Genomic DNA, 24,229 nt, shown 5'->3' on the forward strand with positions numbered 1-24,229 from the left:
CGCTCAGCCGTCGTGTGCGTGACTGGGACTCGACCTACGACACGACCTTTAACAACACGCGCACCAGTCTGACCCAGGGACGCGACAGTCTTTGGGCGCGCTTTGACTTTGACCCGACGACGACCGGCAACATCGGCAAGCTGCTCTTTGACGTGCAGCGTGTGAACTCCACCTCCCCCGTGAGCGGCAAGGCCTTCCTCACCTGGAAAGAGGGCAGCTCCTACTACACCGCGACGACGGACACCTTCTCCATCGCCGCGCAGCCTGCCTGGTACTCCATGAACCTGAACTGGACGAGCTTCATCGGCGGAGCCACCGCGCTGCCGACCGGCTCGCAGCTCGCAGGCAAGTCCTTCCTCCTCGAGATCTATCTCTGGGGCGGCGACAGCACGGGCTACATCGACATCGACAACGTGATCCTGGAAGGCAATGCCACCTGCGCACCAGCAACGCTGAGCATCGGTGACTTCGTCTGGAGCGACCTGAACGGCAACGGTCTGAAGAATGCACGCGAGCCTGGCCTGGCTGGCCTCACCATGCAGCTGTGGCGCTCCGGTGCGGACAACACCGTGAACACGGCTGATGACACGCTGCATGCCACGATGGTCACTGATGCCAACGGCTACTACCTCTTCAGCGGGCTGTCCGCGGGCAACTACTTCGTCAGGATCCCGACACCGAACTCTGAATGGTCCACGGCCTCGCCGGCCGTCAACTCAGACAACGGCGTGGACAATGACAGCAATGGCAACCAGCCGGGCGGCATCGGCACGGCAGTCACCAGCCCGATCATCAATCTCGCGCTCGGTGTGGAGCCTGGCAGCGGCGGTTCGACCCACCGCGACATGACGGTCGATTTCGGCTTCACGGCCAACATGAGCATCGGTAACTTTGTCTGGGGTGACCTGGACAACGACGGCATCGTGGATGCCGGTGAGACTGGTGTGGCCGGCGTGCCGCTGGAACTCTACAAGTCCACCGACACGACGGTGAACAATGCTGACGATGTGAAGGTGGGCAGCACCATCACCACAGACAGCAGCGGCGCTTACAGCTTCTCCGGACTGAGCATCGGCAACTACTATATCAAGCTGACGCCACCGATCTCCCACCCGCGCCGCAGCAGCACCAGCAGCAGCACGGACAATGGTGTGGACAATGACAACAACGGCATCACCCAGGCATCCACAGGCGCCCCCATCTACTCCATGATGGTGAACCTGCAGGCCCTGACCGAGCCGGGCAACCTCCTCGCGCCATTCGGCAGCAATGCTGAAATCACGGTCGACTTCGGTCTGCGCCCTGTGTTCGTCACAGTCGGCAACCTGGTCTTCAAGGACGGCAACAACAACAACCGCTACGACAGTGGTGAAGGTGTGGGTGGCGTGCGTGTGGACCTGCTGAATGAAAGCGGCGTGTTCGTGCGCAGCACGACCACCAGCAGCGTCAGCACCACCCTCGGCTCCTACCAGTTCAGCAGCGTGGTGCCTGGAAACTACTACGTGCGTATTCCTCCGAGCGAGTTCGCCACGGGCATGCCGCTGGTCAACACCCTCTCCATCACGCCAACCACACCGGTGGACGACGCGCTGGATGACAACCTGGGCAATGGAGACAGCGGCGTCGATGCCGCCACGCCTGCTTCCAGCGGCATCTCCAGCCCGATGCTGGCGCTGTTTGAAGACACTCTGCCCACGAACGCCACGGGTGAGGCCGGCTTCCGCAACACGCTGGACGACAGTGATGACGACAACGGCAACATGACCGTGGACTTCGGCTTCCGCAGCACGGGCCCGAGCGAGACGGGCTGCTATCACCTCGTGTTCGGCGATGCCAACCAGAGCGGCAACGTGAACAAATCCACCGAATTCACACCGACCCAGGCCTACGACTTCCCGTATTCGCCAAACATCGCCTACATCAACAACTTCAACCTAACCTATGATGCGGCAACGAAGCGGCTGGCGCTGGACTCCAGCTTCACGCAGCTGACCGGCAAGAAGGTGGACGCCATCGGCATGCTGGTGAGCACGGGACCAAACCCTGCCACCGCCGATCACGCCGTGATCTACATGAACGGCTTCAGCCGCGGCGCGCCGGTGATCAGCATCTACCGCTTCAACACCACGCTGGGCATCTCCAGCTGGCAGACAGCGGCCAACCTCATGATCAGCACCGCTCCTGGCGGGGCCAACAGCGCGGACGTGCTGCAGAACAAGGTCACGGAGACGGGTTCCAACGTGCGCTTCCAGTTCGTGATCGATGTGAACCGCATCAACACCGCCTCCAACTGGAGCGCCATGGGCGTGAGCGCCTCCACCTGGGAAGGCCTGCTCATGGGCGGCGCCACCGGCCTGGTGCTGCGCACAGCGGACCTCGACAGCGCGCCGACCTATGATGCGTCAGGCGCGATGACGAGCTTCCCCTTCACCCCGAGCAGCACCACGATGGGCAGCTTTGACACCGATCCTTCGGGTGTGGCCACCATCGCCACCGAGCCTTGCTCCGTCTCACCATGGGTCAGCCTGGGCAATCTGGTGTGGAGTGACGTGAACAACAACGGTCTGAAAGACGCGAGCGAGCTCGGTGTCACGGGTGCCACACTGCAGCTCTTCGATCCGGGTGCGGACAACGCGGTCGGCGGCAGCGGCTCGAACGCTGACGTGCAGGTCGGTGCCTCCCTGGTCACCACCAGCAGCGGTGCTTACAGCTTCACCAACCTCGTTCCGGGCTCTTACTACGTGCGTGTCACGCCTCCGGCCAACTTCCCCGCCAGCGGCGGTGTGGCGGTGACGAGCGACAACAATGTGGAAGGTGACAACAACGGCTCGCAGCCCGGCGGCCCAGGCACTGCCATCTTCAGCCCGGTCATCGATCTCGCCGTGGGTGCTGAGCCAGCCTCCGCGGTGGACGGTGACGGCACGAGCGGCAACGCGACGATCGACTTCGGTCTGTGGAGCGGCTTCACCATTGGTGACCTGGTCTGGAACGACGTGAACAACAATGGTGTGAAAGACACCTCTGAAACAGGTGTCAGCGGTGTCTCGGTTGACCTTCTGACTCCAGGAGCCGACAACGCCATCGGCGGCTCTGGCGGCAACGCGGACACGCTGCTGGGCACCACCTCCACCAACAGCTCCGGTGTGTACAGCTTCCGCAGCTACACGCTGGGCAAACACTACGTCCGGATCACTCCCACGGCGTCTCTCTCGCTCTCCAGCTCGACGACGGTGACCACGGACACCGGCATCAACAATGACAACAACGGCGCGCAGCCCGGCGGTGCCGGCAGTGACATCTTCTCCATGGTCTTCGACCTTGCTCCTGGCACTGAGGCCGGCAGCAGTGGCTCAACCAATACTGAGAACACCATCGACTTCGGTCTGCGTGGCTGCCCGACGATCACGATCAGCCCGACCTCGCTTCCAGTCGTGACCATCGGCACGGCCTACAGCCAGACACTGACAGGTTCCGGAGGCAACACGCCTTACACCTGGACCCTGGCCAGCGGCACGTTCCCGACCGGCATCTCCCTGAGCAGCGCCGGGGTGATCAGCGGCACCACGACCGCGGCCACGGGCAACTACAGCATCACCGTGCGCCTCACGGACCTTTCCGGGTGCCAGGTGACACGCGCCTACACCCTCACCGTCTCCTGTCCGACGCTGACGATGACACCCGCCAGCCTGTCTGGCGGATCACAAGCCACCGCCTACAGCCAGACGCTGACGGCCACCGGCGGCACCACACCTTACACATGGTCGCTGCCCACAGGCACCCTGCCTGCAGGCATCACGCTCAGCAGCGGCGGCGTGCTTAGCGGCACACCGACCACGCCGGGCAACTACTCCTTCACCGTCCGCGCCACGGATGCCCGCGCTTGTATCGTGGATCGTGGTTATACCATCGCCATCACCTGCCCTGGCATCACCGTGAGTCCGACCTCGCTGACGGCTGGCACGCTCGGCGTGGCCTACAGCACCACCAGCTTCAGCGCCACGGGTGGCACAGCTCCCTATGCCTGGAGCGTGAGCAGCGGCACCCTGCCCTCCGGCATGAGCCTGACCAACGCCGGCCTGCTGAGCGGCACACCGAGCGGAGCGCCCGGCACCTACAACATCACCGTGACGGTCACGGATGCGAACCTCTGCGCCGGCAGCCGCGCCCTGAGCCTGCTGATCAATTGCGGCACCTTCATCATCACCCCCACCTCGCTTTCCAACGCCACGCAGGGCGCAGCCTACACATCACAGACCATCTCCGCGGCCGGCGGCACGGCTCCTTACACATGGACAGTGAGCGCCGGTGCACTGCCCACGGGCATGACCTTCAGCAGTGCCGGTGTGCTCAGCGGCACGCCGACCTCCGCGCCTGGCACTTACAACTTCACTGCTCGTGCCACGGATGCCTACTCATGCTCAACGACACGCAGCTACGAACTCATCGTCAACTGCCCACCGGTGAACATCACCACCACAACGCTGGCTGGTGCCACCCAATACTCCAGCTACACGCAGACGCTGGCGGCCACGTCCGGCTCCACGCCTTACACCTGGACCATCAGCAGTGGTGCTCTGCCCACCGGCCTGAACCTCTCCAGCGGCGGCGTGATCAGCGGCACACCGACCCAGCTCGGGACCTTTAACATCACCTTCCGCGTGACGGATGTGAACGCCTGCGCCACCACCCGCGCGCTGAGTCTGACGGTGGCCTGCCCGGTCATCTCACTGACACCCGCCACACTGGCCGGAGGTCAGAACAATGTGGCCTACAGCCAGCAGTTCACCGCGAGCGGTGGCACCAGCCCGTATGTCTTCACCCGCACCAGCGGCGCGCTGCCCACCGGCATGACACTGAGCTCGCAGGGCCTGCTTTCCGGCGCGCCGACCTCGGGTCCGGGCAACTACAACTTCACCATCCAGGCCATGGATACCTCAGGCTCCTGCTCCGGCAGCCAGGCTTACACGCTGACGATCACCTGCCCGACCGTGGTGCTGACCCCGGCGACGCTCGGCAACGGCTCCGTGGGCACGGCCTACTCCGTGGGCCTCTCCTCCAGCGGCGGCACAGCCCCGTATACCTACACTGTGACCTCCGGCACTCTGCCCACCGGCCTGAGCCTCTCCGGCAGCGGCCTGCTCTCCGGCACGCCTACCAGCGCCACGACGGCCAGCTTCACCGTGCAGACCAGTGATGCCTTCTCCTGCTCGGCGACACGCTCCTACACCCTGACGGTGGTCTGCCCGGCGATCGACATCGACCCGGATGATCTGGACGATGCCTACTACAATGTGAACTACAGCCAGGCCTTCACCGCCACGGGCGGCACGGGCCCTTACAGCTGGAGCGTCATTGCCGGCGTGCCACCTCCTGGCATCACGCTCAGCAGTGCTGGTGTGCTCAGCGGCAAGAGCACCACCTTCGGCACCGCCAGCTTCACGGTGCGTGTGACGGACAACTTCGGCTGTCAGGCCACGCTCAGCACCTCCCTGACGGTGAAGGGCCTCTCCATCGGCAACCTCGTCTGGGATGACCTGAACTACAGCGGCACGTATGACGCAGGTGAAGCTGGTGTGAAGGACGTGGTGGTGCAGCTCTGGGATCCAGGTGCGGACCACTCCATCGGCGGCAGCGGCCCTAACGCCGACGTGCAGATCGGTGCGAACAAGCTGACCAGCGTTTTTGGCACTTACTCCTTCAACAACCTCCTGCCCGGGTTCTACTACCTGCGTGTCGTTCCCCCCACCAACCTGCCGATCCCTGGTGGCAATCCGGTGGATGCGGACAACGGCACCGACAATGACAACAACGCCGCGCAGCAGCCCGGAGGCTACGGCACCGTCATCTACGGACCCGTGATCGAACTCGCCACCGGCGGTGAACCGACGGATGATGACGGCGATCCTGACACTGATTTCTCCGTGGACTTCGGCCTCTACCGCGGCCTGAACATCGGTGATCCTAACCCGGCCTCCGGCAACTCCAACTTCGTGTGGGCAGACACGAACGACAACGGCATCAAGGATGCTGGCGAGCTTGGCATCGACGGAGTGGACGTGCAGCTCTGGGCCACGGGACCTGACCAGGTCATCGGCGGCAGTGATGATGTGCTGCGCAAGACGGCAACCACGACGGGTGGAGGCAAGTATGGCTTCGAAGGCCTGGCTCCAGGCAAGTATTACCTGCGCATCGCCACGCCACCGTCCACGCATCCGCTGTCCAGCTCCACCACGGTGCTTCTGGACAATGCGACCAACGATGATGACAACGGCCATCAGGTCGGTGCGGGCAGCATCTACAGCCCGGTGATCCAGCTCACCTCCGGAGCCGAAGTCGGCGGCGGTGGTTACAATGAAAACAGCATCGACTTCGGTCTGCTGCCGGTGATCCCGACCGTGTACGTCTCCGCCACCCAGGATGACTCCATCCAGACTTATGACTCGCAGAGCGGCCGCTTCACCGGCGTGCTGCGTGATCCGTTCGGGACCGCGCACAACCAGGGCGATGGCAATCCGTTCGACGTGCCTTACAACATCGAGCTCGGCCCGGATGGAAACTGGTATGTGGCCCATTACGGCAACGGCAACCTGAACCGGATCAGCAGCAACGGCACGCAGACCCCGAACATCCTGAACAAGGCCGGCATGACCATGAGCGAGGTGCAGAACTTCGCGATCGGTCCGGATGGCAACTTCTATGTCGTGGATCATCAGGGCGGCCGCATCGTGCGCTTCCAAGGACCTCTGGGCACCACACCTGGGGCACCGATGGGCACCTCGCCTTACACCTACATCTCCCGCACCGGCATCCAGGACATCGCCTTCGGTCCGGATGGCAACATCTACCTCGTGATCCAGGACGGCACCACGCGTGACGTGCGCCGTTACAACACGAGCACCGGAGCGCTGATGAACACGATCGTCACGGATGCGCAGCTGGCCAGCATGGTGGCCAACGGCCAGCCTGCGCCGATCATCTCCGGCATCGACATCCACGGCAGCACTCTCTACGGCGTGAACCGAAGCGATGGTGAGATCTTCCGGATCAGCCTCGCCACACCATCCGCACCTGGCTCACCGCAGCTGGTGGCCACCATCAGCAGCGCCGGCCTGGGTGATGTGGACACACGCGACCTGGAGTACAATGCGCAGAACGACCTTCTCTACATCACTGGTTATGCCTGGCAGAAGACGGTGATCGGCGGAAGCTACACCAACGGCACGCTGCTGCGCCTGGATCCCGCGGGCGCCCCGAACGCCACAGTGGAACTCTTCGAGGCGCCGATCGCAAGCCCGCCAGGGCCTAACAATGAGATCTGGTCCGGCCCGCGTGATCTTGCGCTCGGCAAGCCACGCGCCACGCTGAGCCAGACGGTCTCGATCGGCAGCACGGTGTGGAATGACTCGAATGGCGACGGCCTGTACACGGCTGGAGAAAACGGCATCCCCAACGTGCGCGTGGAACTGTGGCGTGATGCGGACGGCCTCCCTGGCAATGGCGCGGAGACCCGCATCGGCTGGACTGCCACGAACTCCCGCGGCATGTTCTACTTCTCAGGCCAGGCTCCTGGAGTCTACCAGCTGAAGATTCCTGCCACGAACTTCGGTGACGGACAGCCTCTGGCCGGCTCCGGTGTCAGCAGCGCCATCACGGTGACCACGGACAACCGTGTGGACGGTGATGACAACGGCATCCAGGCCGGTGGCACGAAGACGGAAGTGGTGAGCCCGCTGATCACGCTGACTCCAGATGCCGAGCCAACGGGCGACGGCAACACGGGCACTGAGTCCAAATCCGGAGGTGACCTGGACGACTACCCTGCCATCACGGCCTACAATACCGATGCCAGCGGTGACATGACCGTGGACTTTGGTTTCGTGGAGCCCGGCACGATGGCGATCGGCAACCTTGTGTTTGACGACTCCAACGGCAACCGCCGCTATGACAATGGTGAAGGCCTGAACAATGCGGTGGTGCAGCTCTACTACTGGGGCCAGACACCAGGCGTGAATGAGCCGGTGGCCAGCACCGTGACCAGCAATGGCGGCAAGTATCTCTTCAACGGTCTGTGGCAGGGCCAGTACTTCGTCCACCTCCCGGCGGCGCAGTTCCAGTCCAGCGGCGATCTGCGCGGCCTCTTCAGCCTCGAAGGCGTGCAGGCAGGTGACGATGACGTGGGCGAGGACTCCACGGACACGCTGCAGCCGCATGTGGACGGCATCAACACCGGCCGAATCATCCTGACGAAGGACAGCACCCCCACGAACCTCACCTCTGAAACGGGCTTCGACTCCACAAGCGACGACAGCGACGATGCGAACACCGACCTGACGGTGGACATCGGCCTCTTCCGTCCGGTGGCGATCGGCAACCTGGTCTTCATGGACAACAACGCCAACAACCGCGCGGACAGCGGTGAAGGCATCGACAACATCACCGTGGAGCTCTTTGCCTCCACGCAGAACCCGAACCTCGACGCGCCTCTGGCCACGACCACCACGGCCAATGGCGGCAGGTATCTCTTCAGCTTCATCCGCCCGGGCAACTACCTCGTGCATGTGCCGAAGGAAATGTTCCAGAGCAGCGCTCCTCTCTACCGCCGCGTGAGCATCGCCGAAGGTGTGGCGGGCGATGACGACGCTGGTGAGGACGGCCGCAATGACAGCGTGCCCGAGACGGCAGGCGTAACCACTTATGTGGTCACGGTGATCCCAGCCCAGTGCCCGACGGACCTCTCCTCCGAAACGGGTGTGGACCACACCTCTGACAATGAGAACGACGCCTCAGTGGACCTCACGGTGGACTTCGGCTTCCAAAGCCCGGTGGGCGTGGGCAACATGGTCTTTGTGGACCTCAACAGCAATGGTCATGCCGACTCGAACGAGGGCATCGATGGTGTCAGGCTGGAGATCTACCGCGGCGACCAGAACCCAGGCGTGTCCGAGCCGCTCTTCACCACGATCACCTCCGGCGGCGGCAAGTATGCCTTCAATCATCTCTCCTCCGGCAGCTACATCGTCTTCATTCCGCCCTCCCAGTTTGCTCCGGGCGCGCCGCTCGGTGGCGTGGTGTCCATGACAGGCGCGCAGCTGGGCAATGCCGATGACAACACCGGTGAGGACGGCATCGACAGCGCCACACCGGCCATCACCGGCATCCGCACGCGCATCATCGCGCTGAACATCGACAACGCACCTGTGGACGGTGGTGAGGAAAAAGGTCTCTACAACACCGACGACATCTTTGATGACAACAACTTCGACCTGACCATCGACTTCGGCTTCGTGGCCGCCAATCCGAATGCGCTGGGCATCGGCAACCTGGTCTTCCTGGATGCCAATGCCAACGGTGTGTATGACAACGGTGAAGGTCTGGACGGCGTGGTGGTGCATCTGCATGCAGGCAGCGCTGATCCTCTGACCGCAACACCGGTGCGCACCACGGTGACCAGCAACGGAGGCATCTATCTCTTCAGCGGCCTGGATGCCGGCAGCTACAAGGTGCACATTCCGCCGTCCCAGTTCCAGGCCAGCGCCATCCTCCACAGCTGGATCTCCTTCCCCGGCCAGGGCGGTGACAACGGCATCGACGACAACATGGATGAAAACGGCAGTGATGCCGATGCGGTGGTCCATGGTGTGACCTCCACGGTCATCACCGTGGCCTCGGACAGCGAGCCGGTGAACTTCATCAGCGAGCTCGGACGAGACGCCTTCATGGATGACTCCAACGATGACAACACCGACCTCACGGTGGACTTCGGCTTCTACAAGCCTGTCGCCGTGGGCAACCTGGTGTTCATCGATGCGAACTACAACGGCCGCGCTGAAGCTGGTGAAGGCGTGGCTGGCGTGGAAGTGCAGCTCTTCCGCCAGGGTGACTCACCGCTGTTCGATGTGCCGGTGAGCTCCGCCACCACCGATGCGCAGGGCCGCTACCTGATCACGGACCTGGCGCCGGACAGCTACTTCCTGCACATCCCGTGGACGACGTTCCTCAACGGCTCGCCGCTGTATCTCCATGCCAGCATTGTGGGCACGCAGGCCTTTGACGACAACCTGGGTGAAGACGGCCTGGATGATGCACGCCCGGATCTGAATGGCATCAGCACGGCGGTGTTTGTGCTGAGCAGCACCAACAGCCCGACCGGCTCAGCGGAAGGCGGCTTTGAAGGTGACTCCGACGATGCGCGAGACGCGGCGACGGATCTCTCACGCGACTTCGGCTTCGTGCCGCGCGTGCAGGTCGGCAATGTGGTCTTCAAAGACTCGAACAGCGACGGCATCTTCGATCCGAATGTGGAAACAGGCCTGGATGGCATTCCGCTGCAGCTCTGGAGCGCGACCTCAAACTCACCGCTGGCCACTACGACAACCTCCGGCGGCGGTCTGTACAGCTTCAACGTGGCTCCAGGCACCTATCATGTCCGCATCCCTGCCAGCACCTTTGCCTCCGGTGGCGTGGCTGAAAACCTCATCGCTCCGCCATCGACACCGAACAGTGGCGGCGTGCATGTGGATGATGATGTGGGCCAGGACGGCTATGTGAACGGCTCCAGCATTGTCAGCGGCGGCATCCGCACGGCCAGCTTCACCGTGCTGCCCGGACTGGCGCCCGATGACAGCAATGGTGAGACGGGCTTCCTCTACTTCGATGACGACGTCTTTGACCATGACTCCGACCTCACGGTGGACATCGGCCTCGCGCCGAAGCCCATCTATGTCGGCAACCTGGTCTTTGCTGATGTGAACGGCGACGGGCACTTCACCCCGGCCACAGATCGTGGTGTGGCGGGCGTGCTCATCGAGATGTATGCCACGGGTGCTCTTCCTGGTGTGGACCTGCCGCTGCTCTCCACGTATTCCGGCGCCGATGGCAGCTACCTCATGCGCGCTCCTGGCGCCGGCACGTACTTCCTGCACATCCCGCAGAGTCAGTTTGCCACCGGCGCCCCGCTGCGCAATGCGCTGCCTGTGACCGGCTTTGGTGATGACGACGGCACGGATGACAGCACGAACGAGGACACGCTGCTGTCCTCCGATCCTGCCTCCGATGGCGTGAACAGCATCGTCTTTGAACTCGCCTACGGCACCGAGCCTTCCGGCGCGAAGGAAGGCGGCTTCCTGGGCAGCAGTGATGATGCGATCGACGCAGACTCCGATCTCACCATCGACCTCGGCTTCAACGGAGTGGGTGCCGCGACGGACCTGGGCATCGGCAACGTGGTGTACATGGACACCAACAGCAACGGCCGCTACGACAGCGGCGAGGGCAAGTCAGGCGTGTGGATGATCCTCTACCGCGCAGCAGACACAAGCACTCCGTTCCGCACCACGCACACGGATGCGCAGGGCCGCTACCTCTTCACGCATCTGCCGCCTAACCAGTACATCGTCCACGTGGCCGCGGACAACTTCAAACCCAACATGCCGAACCCAGGCCAGCCTAACCAGACAGGCACTGGCAATGGTCCTCTTTATGGCATGGTGTCCGTGACTGGCAACCAGCCGAACCTGACCACGGGTGATGACAACACGGGCGAGGACGGCATTGACGCGCCTAACCCTGAAGTCGTCGGCATCAGCACGAACTCCATCAACCTGGCCGTGGGCACGGCCCCTGTGGGCACGACCGAGGCTGGCTTTGACGGCAGCTCTGACGGCAGCGCTGGCAGTGCCAAGGATGCGAACTACAATCTGCTGGTCGACTTCGGCTTCAAGGCAGCGCCGGTGGCCAGCAACCTGAAGGTGGGCAACCTGGTGTTCCATGATGAGAACGGCAACGGCATCGCTGATCTGAACGAAGGCGTGCCAGGCGTGACCGTGCAGCTCTTCCCTGCCTCGGCGAACCCGCTGGCCTCCGCGCCGCTGGCCACTCTGAGCACCAGCGCGATCACCAACGAGCGCGGCGCCTATCTCTTCGAGAACCTGGCTCCGGGCGAGTACTTCGTGTTCATCCCGCCAACCAACTTTGCGAATAGCGGGCCGCTGTATCACAAGGTCTCGCTCTTCGGCACGCAGGGCAGCCTGGGCGCGGCCGCAGGTGATGACAATGCGGGCGAAGACGGCCTGGATGAGTCCGCCCCTGAGATCAACGGTGTGCGCACGGCCAGCTTCACCCTTGCCCCAGGAACGATGCCTGCTGGCACGGCTGAGACGGGCTTCCTCGGTGCCTCGGATGACTCGGTGGATGGCAATTCGGATCTCACGATCGACCTGGGCTTCATCACCCGCGTGGGCATGGGCAACCTGGTCTTCAAGGATCTGACACAGGATGGCTTCTATGGCAGCGGTGATGTGACCGTGGACGGTGTGACGGTGGAAGCCGTGCGCATGAATGGCAGCATCGAAGCCGGCATCGCCGCGACCACCGTGTCCGCGAATGGCGGGAAGTATCGCCTCAACGTGTCACCAGGCACCTACAAGGTGCGCATTCCTGCCAGCCAGTTCACCCAAGGCTCAGCGCTGGAGTTCTTCCAGCCCACGATCCTGACCGGCTCCGGTCATGACGACAACACCAACCAGGATGCGCTCTTCACAAGCACGCCTGCCGCCAATGGCGTGAGCACTGCGATCCTGAACCTCACGCCGGGCACACAGCCGACCACCGCGGACAGCCGCGAGCCTGGCCATGACCATGACAGCGACGTGGATGAAGATGCGAACGTGAACCTGACGCTCGACTTCGGCATGGTGCCGAAGGGCTACGCAGTGGGCAACCTGGTGTTCCAGGACACGAACGCGAACTCACGCTACGATGCAGGCACGGACACCGCGCTCAGCGGAGTGACTCTGAAACTCTTCGCCGCCGGAGCCGATGTGCAGACTGCATCTCCTGTGGCCACCACGGCCAGCGCCGCGGACGGCAGCTACCTGCTGATGGTGCCGACAGCCGGCAGCTACTTCATTCACGTGCCTTCCAGCAACTTCCAGTCGGGTGCAGGTGGTGTGCTGGCGGGCATGAAGGCCTGCTCGACGACGGGTTCGGCCACGGCCGCGATGGATGACAACTACGACCAGAACGCGATCAATGCGACCTCGCCATCCGCGAACGGGATCAGCACGGGTGTGTTCACCCTCAACGCCTCCACGCTGCCAGTGGATGGCACCGGCACGATCGGTGAGACGGGCTTCAACAAGACCTCCGACAACTTTGCGGACACCTGGGGCAACATGACGATCGACATCGGCTTTGAAACCGCGCCGCAGGGCTTCCCGCTCGCCCAACGCGAGCGCAACACCAGCAGCGGCACGTTGGCCGCGACGAGCACGCCTGCTCCGGAAACCAGTGGTGAAGGCATGGCCGCCAGCGATGAACCGGTGAGCATGACCTTTGCGCTGTGGCAGAAGGATCACCCTGGCGCGGCCAATGATGACACGGATGCGGACACCGCGGTGAACCTGCTGGAGTATGCGGCGAACTCGGATGCTGAAAGCGGCACCTCACAACCGGTGGTGCGTCTGGTGACGGACAGCAGCACCGGGCGTGTGGATGCGATCTACACGCGCCCAACCAACGGCCGCGGAGACATCCGCTACCTGCTCACGGGCAGGGCTGATGCACGCAGCAACACCTGGAGCCGCATTGTGCTGGCGCCTGCGATCACGCAGAACAATGACGGCAGCGAAACTATTCGTTATGCCGACGTCACGTCTGACGCGGTCTTCACCGGCGCGAACTCCGGCATTGTCCGCCTGGATGTGCAGCTGGATGCGAACCTGGACGGCACGCCGGAAGCTTCCGCCGCCTCCGTGCCACAGGGCTGGCTGCGCCGCGCCATCACCGGCCGCATGACGCTGGCCATGCCGCTGCTCAAAGACGCGCTCTTCACCGGCAAGGTGAGCTCTGTGGAAGGTGACAACGTCCTGGTTCTGCCAGCGGCGGTGACGCTTCCGACCTCCGCACCTTCCTACGTGGAAGTGCACAGCACCGGCGAGCGCCTTGAAATCAACGGCGGCGAGTCCAGCGGCACACGCATCGCCCTGCACAGCACGCATGCTCCAGCGGCGGGCACGCAGATCAGCCTCCACACTCACTGGACCATGAATGAACTTCTGGGCACGGATCTCTTCACCGCTGGCGACAGCAGTGAAACGGCCGACCGCGCGATGCTCTTCGACCCGAGCACCAACGCCTTCCGCACCGCCTGGCTCAGCAGCACGGGCTGGAAGGGCGACTTCACCGGCAAGCGTGTCCTGATCCCTGGCGAAGGCATGCTGCTGCACGCCCGCGAAGGCACCGTGACCCTGACGCTGACCGGTGCTGTGCGCACGCATCGCTTCCAGGTTCCCCTGACAGCGGGAGCCCAGCTGGTGAGCAGCGGCTTCCTGCTGGATCACAGCCCGCACAGCCTGGGTCTGAGCACTGCCAACGGCTTCACGGCGGGTGCGCGTGCGACCAGCGCGGATCGTCTGCGCCTCTGGGAAGGTGACATCACCGAAGGTGCCGCGACCTACCGCAGCCTGTTCCTGCAGCAGCGCACGGGTGGCACCGCCTGGATCCTGGAGGGAGACAGCGCCCAGGTGGATCAGACGCGTGCGGTGCTGGTGCAGCCTGGCCAGGCATTCTTCATCCTGCCGAAGGTGGCGGTGCCTGGGTATCAGGAGCCGTGAGCTTGCGGAAGTTGGATGTGTGTGCGCGCACAGCGGTGTCGCGCTTGAGCGCTACCCCTGGGCTTTACCCAACCAGCGAGTCACCACACATGTCCCCGCATGGACTGCGGCAGCCCTGCTGCCGCTTTCTCCAAGCCAGCCCTGCTGGCCCTCGCCAACACAGAAATGTCCTGAGTTCAATCGAGGCTTTTCTCCCGGCAGCAGGCTGCCGCAGTCCATGTCACTGCCGCGACTTCGGTGATAATGTCTCGTCAATGGCTTTGAGGAGGGAGTGGTCTCCTGGGGCGTCAGAGTTCAGGGACCAGATCATGATGCCGGCGAGGTCTTGATCGAGCACGAGCTGGGTTTTGGCCTTGATGGTGGGGATGCTGTTGTACCAGATGGTTTCTCCGACTTGATCTTTCTTCTCGGCACCGGGATGGGCGGCGATGATGTCCGCATAGGAGTATTCATCGCTCTTGTAGGCTTTGCCGAAGCCGTAGCCATAGAAGGGCACGCCGAGCACGGCCTTGGATTTGGGAAGCCCGCGCTTCAACCACCAGGCGACATTGCTCCTGGCGAAGTCTAACGAAGAATGCTGACCGCTGCCCTCTTTGTCCCAGGGACCGGTGGCGTCGTAGGCCATGATGTTGACGAAGTCGAAGTGCGCAAAGACGCTGGCGGGCACGTTGTCGCCTCCGTAACCTTGGGACAGGGCTGCGGTGAGGAGTTTGCCCTTGGGTTTGAGGAGGGTCGCCAGTTCATCAATGAAAGCACCGTAGTCCTCATTGATGGCGGGCCCTTCGAGATCGACATCCAGGCCATCGAAACCATGGCTCACCACGTAGTCGGCGAATTGGGCCGCAAACTTCGAGCGCCGGGCTTTCTTCAACAGATCAAAATAGCGCTGGCGCATCTTCTTTTCAGACGAAGCCGACCCTCCTCCGATGGAGACAAGCACTTTCACACCCGCGGCCCTGGCCTTCTCGATCAAGACCTTGTTGTCTGGGTTGAAGGAGAGCTCCCCTTCCCCGTTCACGGGATTCTCAAAGGCGACGTTGACGTGCGTGAGCCTGGAGTAGTCGATGGTCTTCGCGAAGGCCCCGAGATCAATCCAGTTCGGCACGTAGGCCACGACCTTTGACTGCGCCTGGGCCAGGACGGCCGACAGGAGAAGCGCGCAGATCGCGATGACGCATCGTTGGTTCGGCATCAGCATCAGGGCGGAGGCGGCTCGGCCTCGAGGCGGCGCAGAGCATCCTGCGCGGCGCTCACGCGGGCCTTCTGGGCGGCGATCTGGCCTGCATACTGGGTCCTGCGGCCCTCGATGTAGTATTTGCGCGAAGCCGAGGGGTTGGAGTTCAGCTCTTTCTCCGCCTGCATCAGCAAGTCCTCCAGGCTGGTGAGATCACGCTGCATCTTTTGCGTGGCGAGCTGGGCATCCAGGATCTTTTTCCCATGCTTCTGGCGAGCCTCAGACATGACGCCCTCAGGAGCGGACGACACGGGAGCTGGTGGAGCGGCGGCGTCAGCGACAGGCTTGGTGTCTGCCAGTGCGCCGGGGCGCAGGCGCTCCTTCAGATCGGCGTTCCATTCGCTGGCTCTGGCCCGGCGGATGCCGAGAGAGTGCTTGATAACGATCTCATCATCCGAGACCTCCTGGATGAGAGCATTTTTCAGGGGCGAGCCTGTGGCCAAGGATAGTTCGTCAAAGCGCATGCCCACGGTCTGCTGGCGGATCTGGGCGATGGCGGCCCGGATGCCCTCTGTCAAGGCAGGGCGCTCAGCCTCGACAGCCTGAATCTCGGCCTCCAACCGGACCTTCTCGTCCTTCAGGGTGGCGAGGGTCTTGGTCAGATCCGTCACCGAACTCCGGCGCTGAAGCTGGCCACTGATCTGATCAATCTGCGACTGCACACCCGTCATCTCCTGACGGACGACTATGAGCTTGGTGTTCAGCTCACCTAGATCCTGGTCCAGGTAGAGCTTGTAGGAACCGCCCAAGGCCGCGCCGATCAGGATGAGGTAGAGAAAGATTTTGCCGTCCATGAGGGTGGTGGGAATCTGTTAGAGCTTGGTGTGCTTGGCGAGATAGGCGTCCTTCTCGGCCTTGATGGCGGCGTTCTTCGCTTCCTCGGCCGCTTTGCGCTGCTTCACCTCCTCAATGGAGGCCTTCAGGTCCTCGACCTCCTTGGTCAGGCGGTCAATCTGGGACTGGCCGGTGGCCATGGGGGTGCTGGAGGCGGCCTTGGACTCCTCCTGAAGCGTGGCATGCTGAGCTTTCTTGGTCTTCAGCTCGGCCTCCGCCACCTGAAGTTGGGTGCGCACGGGGCCACGTTTGTCACAACTGGAGCAGGCCATCATCAGGGCCAGCAGGAGGAGGGAGCGTCTCATAAACGGCATATTCTCTAGATGCTAATGAGGAACCGCAGAAGCACGCAAGGGGCTTTTTACAATTTCCTGATAGCTGATACGGCACCGAACGGGGGAAGAGCATCTCACCCGGGACGGCATGGGAGAGCGATGCCCACGGCCCCCAAGCGGCCAAATTCTGCTGTATTTCCCCGTCTTTTCCCAGGAGCAGGCCGCTGGTGTCAAAACCCTCGTTTGCCAAAACGCGGTTCGCGGGTAGTCTCCGCGCCCTTTTTCCGCCCCCGCCCCCTAAAGAACCATGACGCCCCCCTCAAAAATCCGGAACATCGCCATCATCGCGCACGTCGACCACGGCAAAACCACTCTGGTGGACACCCTGCTCCGCGCCAGCGGCAACTTCCGTGAGAACCAGGCCATCGCCGAGCGTGCCATGGACAGCATGGATCTGGAAAGGGAAAAGGGCATCACCATCAAGGCCAAGAACACCTCCGTTCACTGGAATGATCACATCATCAACATCGTGGACACCCCTGGCCATGCCGACTTCGGCGGCGAGGTGGAGCGCGTGATGAAGATGGTGGACGGCGTGATGCTGGTGGTGGACGCCTATGAAGGCCCGCAAGCGCAGACGCGCTTTGTTTTGAAAAAGGCCATGCAGCAGGGCATCAAGCCGATCATCCTGATCAACAAGATGGACCGCCCGCACATCGAGCCTGCGAAGGTTCATGACAAGGTGCTGGAACTCCTGATGGAACTTGAGGCCACCGAAGAGCAGTTCAACGCCCCCTTCATTTACGGCAGCGCCCGCGCTGGCTGGGTGACTGACAAGCCGGATGGCGAGCAGAAGGACATGACCTTCATCCTTGAGCAGATCGTCAAGCACATCCCCGAGCCCAAGGCTGAGCTCGAAGGCAGCTTTGAGATGCTCGTTTCGAACATCGACTGGGATAACTTCGTGGGCCGTGTGTCCATCGGCAAAGTCACCCGTGGGACCGTGAAGCTGGGTGACCGAGTGTTCCTTCTGGGCAAGACGCCTGAAGAAAAACCCCAGGGTTTCAAAGTCACGAAGGTCTTCCAATACACCACACTCACCACGAGTGACTCCGTGGAAGGCGGCGCCGGTGACATCGTGGGCATCAGCGGCATTGAGAACGTCGACATCGGTCAAACCATCGCCGGTGCGGCCGACGCGCCTGCCCTGCCCTTCGTCGCCATTGATCCTCCAACCATCGTCATGCAGTTCGCTGTGAACGATGGCCCGCTCGCCGGTCGCGAAGGTGAGCACGTCACCTCCCGCAAGATCCGTGACCGCCTGGACCGTGAGCAGAAGATGAACGTGACGCTTTCCTTCAAGGACACGGACACCGCCGGTATCTTTGACGTCAGCGCCCGTGGTGCCATGCAGATCGCCGTGCTGGTGGAGCAGATGCGCCGTGAAGGTTTCGAAGTGCTGGTCTCCCGCCCAATGGTCATCACCAAGAGGATCGACGATGTCGTCTGCGAACCGTTTGAGACCCTCTACCTCGACGTGCCGGATGATTACCTCGGCCCGGTGATGAAGAGCATCTCCGAGCGTAAAGGCCGCATCGAAGACATGAACGCCCACAACGGCCGCACAACCGTGCAGGCCTACATCCCGACGCGTGGTCTGATCGGCTTTGAGTTCGAACTCATGAACTTGACGAGCGGTCACGGCATTCACAGCCATCTCTTCCGCGAGTATGCCCCGCACGCCGGTCACATGCAGACCCGCAGCAGCGGCACGCTGGTCAGCACCGAGGCTGGTGAAGCCACCTCCTACGCGCTGGATACCATCCAGATCCGCGGAAAGCTTTTCGTCACCGCTGGTGACCAGGTCTATGATGGCATGATCATCGGTGAAAACCCACGTACGGACGATCTGCCGGTGAACCCGACACGCGCCAAGCAGCTCACGAACTTCCGTGCCGCTGGTGGTGACAAGGGCATCCAGCTCACCCCGCCGATGAAGTTCAGCCTTGAGCGCGCCATCGAGTACATCGCCCCTGATGAGCTCGTGGAGTGCACGCCGAAGAACCTCCGCCTGCGCAAGCGCACACTGGACTCCAGCCAGCGCCAGCGTGAGAAGAAGAAGATGGAAGCCGAGATCGAAGCCGCAGGCTGATCTCAGCGACTGCTGAATTCAGAGATTCATTCACCCCATCACAGCCCGGGAGTTCGCTTCCGGGCTGTTTTGTTTGTGGACTTCTTCCAGTGAATCGAGGGCCGTGGATTCGATGGCTGTCTAGCTTCAACAGACTGGTCGACTACAAAGCACCAAAGGTGCGCGGCATTAAAGCCTGGGGTTTTAACCCCAGGGAATGGCGTGCGTGGAAGATGGGGGAGCGCTGAAAGCGCGTGTCATGCAGTTCGGAGGTTCGCGTGAAGGAATCATCCGCCGTGTCCATGACACGCGCCTTCAGCGCTTTCCGGTGGTTGGGCGCATTTTCCCTGGGGTTGAAACCCCAGGCTGTATTGAGACGCGCCCTTGGCGCTGAGAAAATGCTCGACCCGTCGCGCGCTCTTGACCTAACTTGATTTCATGCCGCAATCACTGTCGCTTGTGATCGTTCATCTGGTGTTTAGCACGAAAGACCGGATTCCCTTCGTTCTGAAAGAGATGCGACCACGTCTTCACGCTTACATGGCGGAGGTCGCTCGGAGTCATGGATGCATGGCCTATCGAGTCGGAGGAGTGGCGGATCATGTGCATCTGGCGCTCACGTTGCCGAGGACAATGACTCAGAGTGATCTGGTCAAAGAACTCAAGACGGCCTCTAATCATTGGTTGGAGAAACAGGATCGCAAGAGCTATGCGGACTTCGCATGGCAGCGAGGTTACGGCATGTTTTCCATTGGAAAGAGTCAGCTCACTGACTTGGTGCAGTACATCGAGGATCAGGAGGCGCATCATGCCAAGCGCACGTTTCAGGAGGAGTTCCGCGCTTTGCTCAGCAAGTATGGGATGGAGTATGATGAAGCGTATGTGTGGGATTGACCTCTTCTTGGCGGCGCGTGGGAGGGATTTCGGAGGTGGGTCAATCTGGCTACGTGTGGAGTGCATGACACGCGCTTTCAGCGCTTTCCGGTGATGGCGCGTGCCTTTCGCTGGGGTTGAAACCCCAGGCTATGATGGGACGCGCCTTTGGCGCTAAGAGACCAGGAGGTCATGAGCAATCGTGGAGGGCGGGGGCTTTGAGAGTAATCCGATTGGGAATCCTGGGAAAATATGAAGGTGACGGATGCGCACGATAGCGGTGTCGCCGAGGCACGGTGGCCCGTGCCTCTCTGCCACCGCACTCCGGGACGCTCCGCGACTTCGGCGCTCACATTCCTGTGATAAATTCCCTGCGAAGGACGGATTTTGTGGCAAGCCTTGGCTTTTCCATGGCAACCGGTTACGAACTTCTCGACAGCGGCTCTTTTCAGAAACTGGAGCGTTTTGGCTCTGTGGTGCTCTCACGCCCCTGTGCGCAGGCGGTGTGGAAGAAGACGCTGCCTGAGTCTGACTGGCGCAAGGCCACGGCGACGTTCTTTCGCGACGGTGGCAACCAATGGCGCGGGCGTGACAAGCTGCCGGAGACCTGGGACATTGATGTGGACGGGACTCGCTTCAAGCTGAGCAGCACGGACTTCGGGCATCTGGGGATCTTCCCGGAGCAGCGCGACCAGTGGCGGCGCATCCGCGAGGTGTGCGCGGCTTATCCCAAGAAACATCAGCGTGCTCCGAAGGTGATGAACCTTTTTGCCTATTCCGGCGGCAGCACGCTGGCGGCGGCGCATGGCGGTGCTGAAGTGTGCCATGTGGATGCGAGCAAGGGCATGGTGGACTGGGCGCGGGGGAACGCGGGGCTTAACCAACTGGATGACAAGCCGATCCGCTGGATCGTGGATGATGTGACGAAGTTTCTGGAGCGCGAGCTGCGCCGTGAGCGGAAGTATGATCTGATCATTCTGGATCCGCCGAGCTATGGTCGCGGTGCCAAGGGGGAGGTCTTCAAGATCGAGAACGACCTGCCAAATCTGCTTTCTTTGTTAGGCAAGCTGATGTCGGACGAGCCGCTGGGTGTGCTGCTGTCCTGTCACACGCCGGAGCTGACACCGATCTCCCTGCATCATCTGCTGCTGCAGGAGTTTGGTGACAAGGGGACGCTGGAGCATGGGGAGATGCAGCTGCGTGGTGCGGAAGATGTGCTGCCGGTGCCGAGCGGTGGTTTTTGCTGGTGGCTGGGGGGAGGGGCCTTGCCTAAAAGGTCAGGCCGCAGCCTCGCAGCGACCATAGACAAGTGTGCCTCTGAAGTCGGGACGCTGAGGATAATCACAGCGGACAAACTCGAATGAGACCTGCGGGTCGCCACGCTCCGGCCAGCAGAAATCCGCGACGACCTGGGTGACTGTGCCAGCATCAAAGTCCTCGATGATACTTTCGTGCATCGCACCGTCATGCCAGACAATCAGGTGAATGCTCTCGGGGCAGAATTCCACACCGATGAAGCGCATCTGAGTTGTGACCTCTCCCACCAGAGCGCGCTGAACCGACAGCAGTACTCGGTCGTGAAGCTTTGTGTCAGAGGAGGCCATGGATGTCAGTGTGAGATGAGCGTCGGATGTCAGAAGCCGTGCTCAGGTTTTTGGCCGTCAGGCAGGTGGCTATTCCTCGCTCTGAGCTTTGATGATCTTGCGGATGTATTTCGAACGAGTACCGGACCATCCACACTTGGTGCACTTCTTTCCAACGAAGACATGATCACACAGCGGATAGCCATACAGGTAGTGGGAGCATTCCGTGCACAGCTTCCACATTTGAGACGAGGCGGTGATGTAGTCGCCGCCGCATTCATCGCAGGCCTGTATGGGCGGGCGGTCTTGGATGGGGCTAGATCCCATGATTACATCGAGGTGATATTCACCCTCAACACCCCCCAAGACGCCAACGAAGTAAGCATCGATCCACTCTGCCACGGTGTTGAGTTGGAACTCAGCCAGCTCAAATGTAGCGAATCTGTCCGACTCCCAACTCGCAAGCTGTGCAGGAAGTTGGGGCAGTCCCAGAGAGAGTAGTTTCTCCTCCGGGCTGTCGGAATAAGGGTAAGCCGCGTTAATCGTCCGGCCGACAATTTGTATCCAATTTTCAGGAGCGCCTTCGACTTCGAATGTCACGCAGGTGTTGGGCGCACCTTCAGCGACCTCCCGGAGAGCGGGACGGATTTCAGCAAGTTGATCGGCATTCATGTTATTTGCGGTCTAACCCAGGACTTTGTTGGGATGGTATTCAAGGCGGAAACACGGTGTCCAAAGGGTCCGCTTGGGTCCGTTTGCGAATTAGTGAAGGTGATGAAGGGTGCGGGTAACCGTTTGCGGTTAGTCCTTCGCAGCATGCTTCAGAGAATGGATTGTTGGATGTGGTTGGCGATTGTTTACGGTTGTTTTTCGGGAGACCTCTGGAAACGACGGAGCGCTCGAAGGTCGGGATTGAGGCGTTCGGAGAAGCTCGGGTTATCTTTGATTGGGCTACGGAACACACGGAAGACGCGGAAAGGGAAGGGAGCTGGTGATGGAGAGGAGGGGGCGTGAGTTCGCTGCTCTGTCTCGCCCTTTCAGGGCTCTGTGAGGTTGGATGATGCGGGTGGTTTTTCCAGGGCTGCACGGGCTGCGCCCGCTTGCCCTTCGCTTTGCTGTCTTGCCCCTTTGGGGCTGGGGAAGGACGGGAGCCGTCGACGGTGGTTTACTGTGGTTGACAGTTGTTTACGGTGGTTTGGGAGAGGAGGGCGATCCGGCTCAATCCAAGTGGATCCGACCTGGAGGGAAAATGGCAGGGCGGAGGAGATGGCGGTGTTCAAAGAACGGCAGACTCACTTCGGCCGCTACACGGGGCGATCCGAGTCAATCCAACCTGATCCAACCTCCTTGGGAGACTGACAGGATAGAGGGAGATGACGGCGTTCAGGGACGGCGGGCTGACGCCAGCCGCCACGAGGGGGCGATCCAGCCAGATCAAGGTGAATCAAGGCTCGGAGGTTGTGGGAGATGGCGGAGTGGGCTCACCTTTCGGAGGAAGGTGGTCTCGGGCCGATCCAGGTGAATCCAAGTAGATCCAACCGGTTTTTGACAGGGTCTACGGAACACGCGGAAGACACGGAAAGGAGACCGAGGCGGTGCGTCGTGGGGTGGTAATGGATCCTTTGAGGTGGCAGGATCCTCGGCTCATCACACGGAGTGTGATGGCTACTTTATTAGAACAGCTCCGCCTGTCCGCTCACGGGTGGCACGAGGCCTAACTTACGATATGCTGCGGGCATGGCGACGCGGCCGCGGGGGGTGCGTTTGATGAAGCCTTGCATGACGAGGTAGGGCTCGTGGACGTCCTCCAGGGTGGAGGCGTCCTCACCGACGGCGACGGCGACGCTGTTGAGGCCGACGGGGCCGCCATCGAACTTGTGGATGAGGGCTTCGAGGAAGCGCTTGTCCATCTCGTCGAGACCGGTCTCGTCAATGTCACGCATGGTGAGGGCGTGGTGGGCAACGTCCTGCGTGACGACGCTCTGGGCCTTCACCTGGGCGTAGTCGCGGACCCAGCGGAGGAGGTGATTCGCAATACGCGGGGTGCCGCGGGAACGGCGGGCGATCTCCAGGGCGCCGTCTTCCTCAATGGGCACGGCGAGGAGGCGGCCGGAGCGCATGATGATGTGCTGAAGCTCCTCGACGGTGTAGTAGTCCAACCGGTTCGGGATGCCGAAGCGGCTGCGCATGGGGGCGGTGAGCATGCCGGCACGCGTGGTGGCACCGACCAGGGTGAAAGGCGGTAGATCGATGCGGATGGTGCGGGCCTTGGGGCCTTGATCGATGATGATGTCCAGCCGGAAGTCCTCGATGGCCGGGTAGAGGTACTCCTCAATGCTGGGGTGGAGGCGGTGAATCTCGTCAATGAAGAGGATGTCACGCTCCTGGAGATTGGTGAGGATGCCGGCGAGGTCCCCTGCCCTTTCGATCTGCGGACCGCTGGTGGTGTGCAGCTTTGAACCGACAGAGCTGGCGATGAGATTCGCCAGTGTCGTTTTGCCCAAGCCTGGAGGTCCGCAGAGGAGGGCGTGGTCCAGGGGCTCGCCGCGCATCTTGGCGGCCTGCACCATGACGAGGAGCTGCTCTTTGACCTTGGTCTGCCCGTGGAAGTCGTCGAAGTTCGCCGGACGCAGGGCGAGATCGAAAGGAGAGTCGGCTTCGTTAAGGGTGGGATTCACAGGCGGATG

General features: G+C 61.9%; 10 protein-coding genes (1 of these 10 cut by a window edge). 4 read left to right on the forward strand and 6 right to left on the reverse strand.

What is annotated here, in order from left to right; translation table 11 throughout:
* On the forward strand, positions 1 to 14,612 hold the final stretch of the coding sequence (locus BGE01nite_RS15320; protein ID WP_170266809.1) for a putative Ig domain-containing protein. Its footprint begins 21,721 nt before the window's first position; the window shows 14,612 of its 36,333 coding nt (coding positions 21,722-36,333); its start codon lies off the left edge, out of view; the stop codon is at positions 14,610 to 14,612.
* A gap of 220 nt (positions 14,613 to 14,832) precedes the next feature.
* On the opposite strand, the gene BGE01nite_RS15325 is transcribed toward BGE01nite_RS15320, so the two are convergent.
* From BGE01nite_RS15325 to BGE01nite_RS15335, 3 genes are read right to left on the reverse strand one after another with little or no spacing between them, the layout of a single operon-like run.
* Positions 14,833 to 15,804 (reverse strand): glycosyl hydrolase family 18 protein, encoded by a 972-nt coding sequence (locus BGE01nite_RS15325; protein WP_170266810.1) that lies wholly within the window; start codon positions 15,802 to 15,804, stop codon positions 14,833 to 14,835.
* A gap of 5 nt (positions 15,805 to 15,809) precedes the next feature.
* Entirely contained in the window at positions 15,810 to 16,640 is an 831-nt protein-coding gene (locus tag BGE01nite_RS15330) for a hypothetical protein (protein WP_146851363.1), read from the reverse strand.
* Positions 16,641 to 16,658: 18 nt separating this feature from the next.
* On the reverse strand, positions 16,659 to 16,985 hold the full coding sequence (locus tag BGE01nite_RS15335) for a hypothetical protein (protein ID WP_146851364.1): 327 nt from the start codon (positions 16,983 to 16,985) through the stop codon (positions 16,659 to 16,661).
* Between the two features lie 277 nt (positions 16,986 to 17,262).
* Here BGE01nite_RS15335 and typA point away from each other — a divergent pair, with 277 nt between their 5' ends.
* The 3 genes from typA (at position 17,263) to BGE01nite_RS15350 (ending at position 21,323) form a co-directional block, all read left to right on the forward strand.
* Positions 17,263 to 19,107 carry a translational GTPase TypA gene (typA, locus tag BGE01nite_RS15340; RefSeq protein WP_146851365.1) on the forward strand — a complete coding sequence of 615 codons (1,845 nt, stop codon included), beginning with the start codon at positions 17,263 to 17,265 and terminating at the stop codon, positions 19,105 to 19,107.
* Between the two features lie 417 nt (positions 19,108 to 19,524).
* On the forward strand, positions 19,525 to 19,980 hold the full coding sequence (gene tnpA / locus BGE01nite_RS15345; RefSeq protein ID WP_146851366.1) for an IS200/IS605 family transposase: 456 nt from the start codon (positions 19,525 to 19,527) through the stop codon (positions 19,978 to 19,980).
* Between the two features lie 389 nt (positions 19,981 to 20,369).
* Positions 20,370 to 21,323 carry a class I SAM-dependent methyltransferase gene (locus BGE01nite_RS15350; protein WP_146851367.1) on the forward strand — a complete coding sequence of 318 codons (954 nt, stop codon included), beginning with the start codon at positions 20,370 to 20,372 and terminating at the stop codon, positions 21,321 to 21,323.
* Here BGE01nite_RS15350 and BGE01nite_RS29975 read toward each other — a convergent pair.
* From BGE01nite_RS29975 to ruvB, 3 genes are all read right to left on the reverse strand, one after another.
* Entirely contained in the window at positions 21,237 to 21,563 is a 327-nt protein-coding gene (locus BGE01nite_RS29975) for a MafI2 family immunity protein (RefSeq protein ID WP_484479027.1), read from the reverse strand. The two genes, BGE01nite_RS15350 and BGE01nite_RS29975, sit on opposite strands and share 87 nt — an antisense overlap.
* Before the next feature lie 69 nt (positions 21,564 to 21,632).
* Entirely contained in the window at positions 21,633 to 22,214 is a 582-nt protein-coding gene (locus tag BGE01nite_RS29395; RefSeq protein WP_218033000.1) for a hypothetical protein, read from the reverse strand.
* 1,001 nt (positions 22,215 to 23,215) lie between these two features.
* Positions 23,216 to 24,220, reverse strand: a complete 1,005-nt coding sequence (gene ruvB / locus BGE01nite_RS15360) for a Holliday junction branch migration DNA helicase RuvB (protein WP_246145731.1) — start codon at positions 24,218 to 24,220, stop codon at positions 23,216 to 23,218.
* Positions 24,221 to 24,229: the final 9 nt, after the last annotated feature.

Origin of the sequence: Prosthecobacter gellanilyticus, from assembly GCF_007992435.1 — a bacterium.
Taxonomy (GTDB): domain Bacteria; phylum Verrucomicrobiota; class Verrucomicrobiia; order Verrucomicrobiales; family Verrucomicrobiaceae; genus Prosthecobacter; species Prosthecobacter gellanilyticus.

Bases quoted from the DNA above. Each gene is read 5' to 3' on its own strand.
- BGE01nite_RS15325 (WP_170266810.1), bottom strand. From the start codon at position 15,804: ATGCCGAACCAACGATGCGTCATCGCGATCTGCGCGCTTCTCCTGTCG.
- BGE01nite_RS15330 (WP_146851363.1), bottom strand. From the start codon at position 16,640: ATGGACGGCAAAATCTTTCTCTACCTCATCCTGATCGGCGCGGCCTTG.
- BGE01nite_RS15335 (WP_146851364.1), bottom strand. From the start codon at position 16,985: ATGAGACGCTCCCTCCTCCTGCTGGCCCTGATGATGGCCTGCTCCAGT.
- typA (WP_146851365.1), top strand. From the start codon at position 17,263: ATGACGCCCCCCTCAAAAATCCGGAACATCGCCATCATCGCGCACGTC.
- tnpA (WP_146851366.1), top strand. From the start codon at position 19,525: ATGCCGCAATCACTGTCGCTTGTGATCGTTCATCTGGTGTTTAGCACG.
- BGE01nite_RS15350 (WP_146851367.1), top strand. From the start codon at position 20,370: ATGGCAACCGGTTACGAACTTCTCGACAGCGGCTCTTTTCAGAAACTG.
- BGE01nite_RS29975 (WP_484479027.1), bottom strand. From the start codon at position 21,563: ATGGCCTCCTCTGACACAAAGCTTCACGACCGAGTACTGCTGTCGGTT.
- BGE01nite_RS29395 (WP_218033000.1), bottom strand. From the start codon at position 22,214: ATGAATGCCGATCAACTTGCTGAAATCCGTCCCGCTCTCCGGGAGGTC.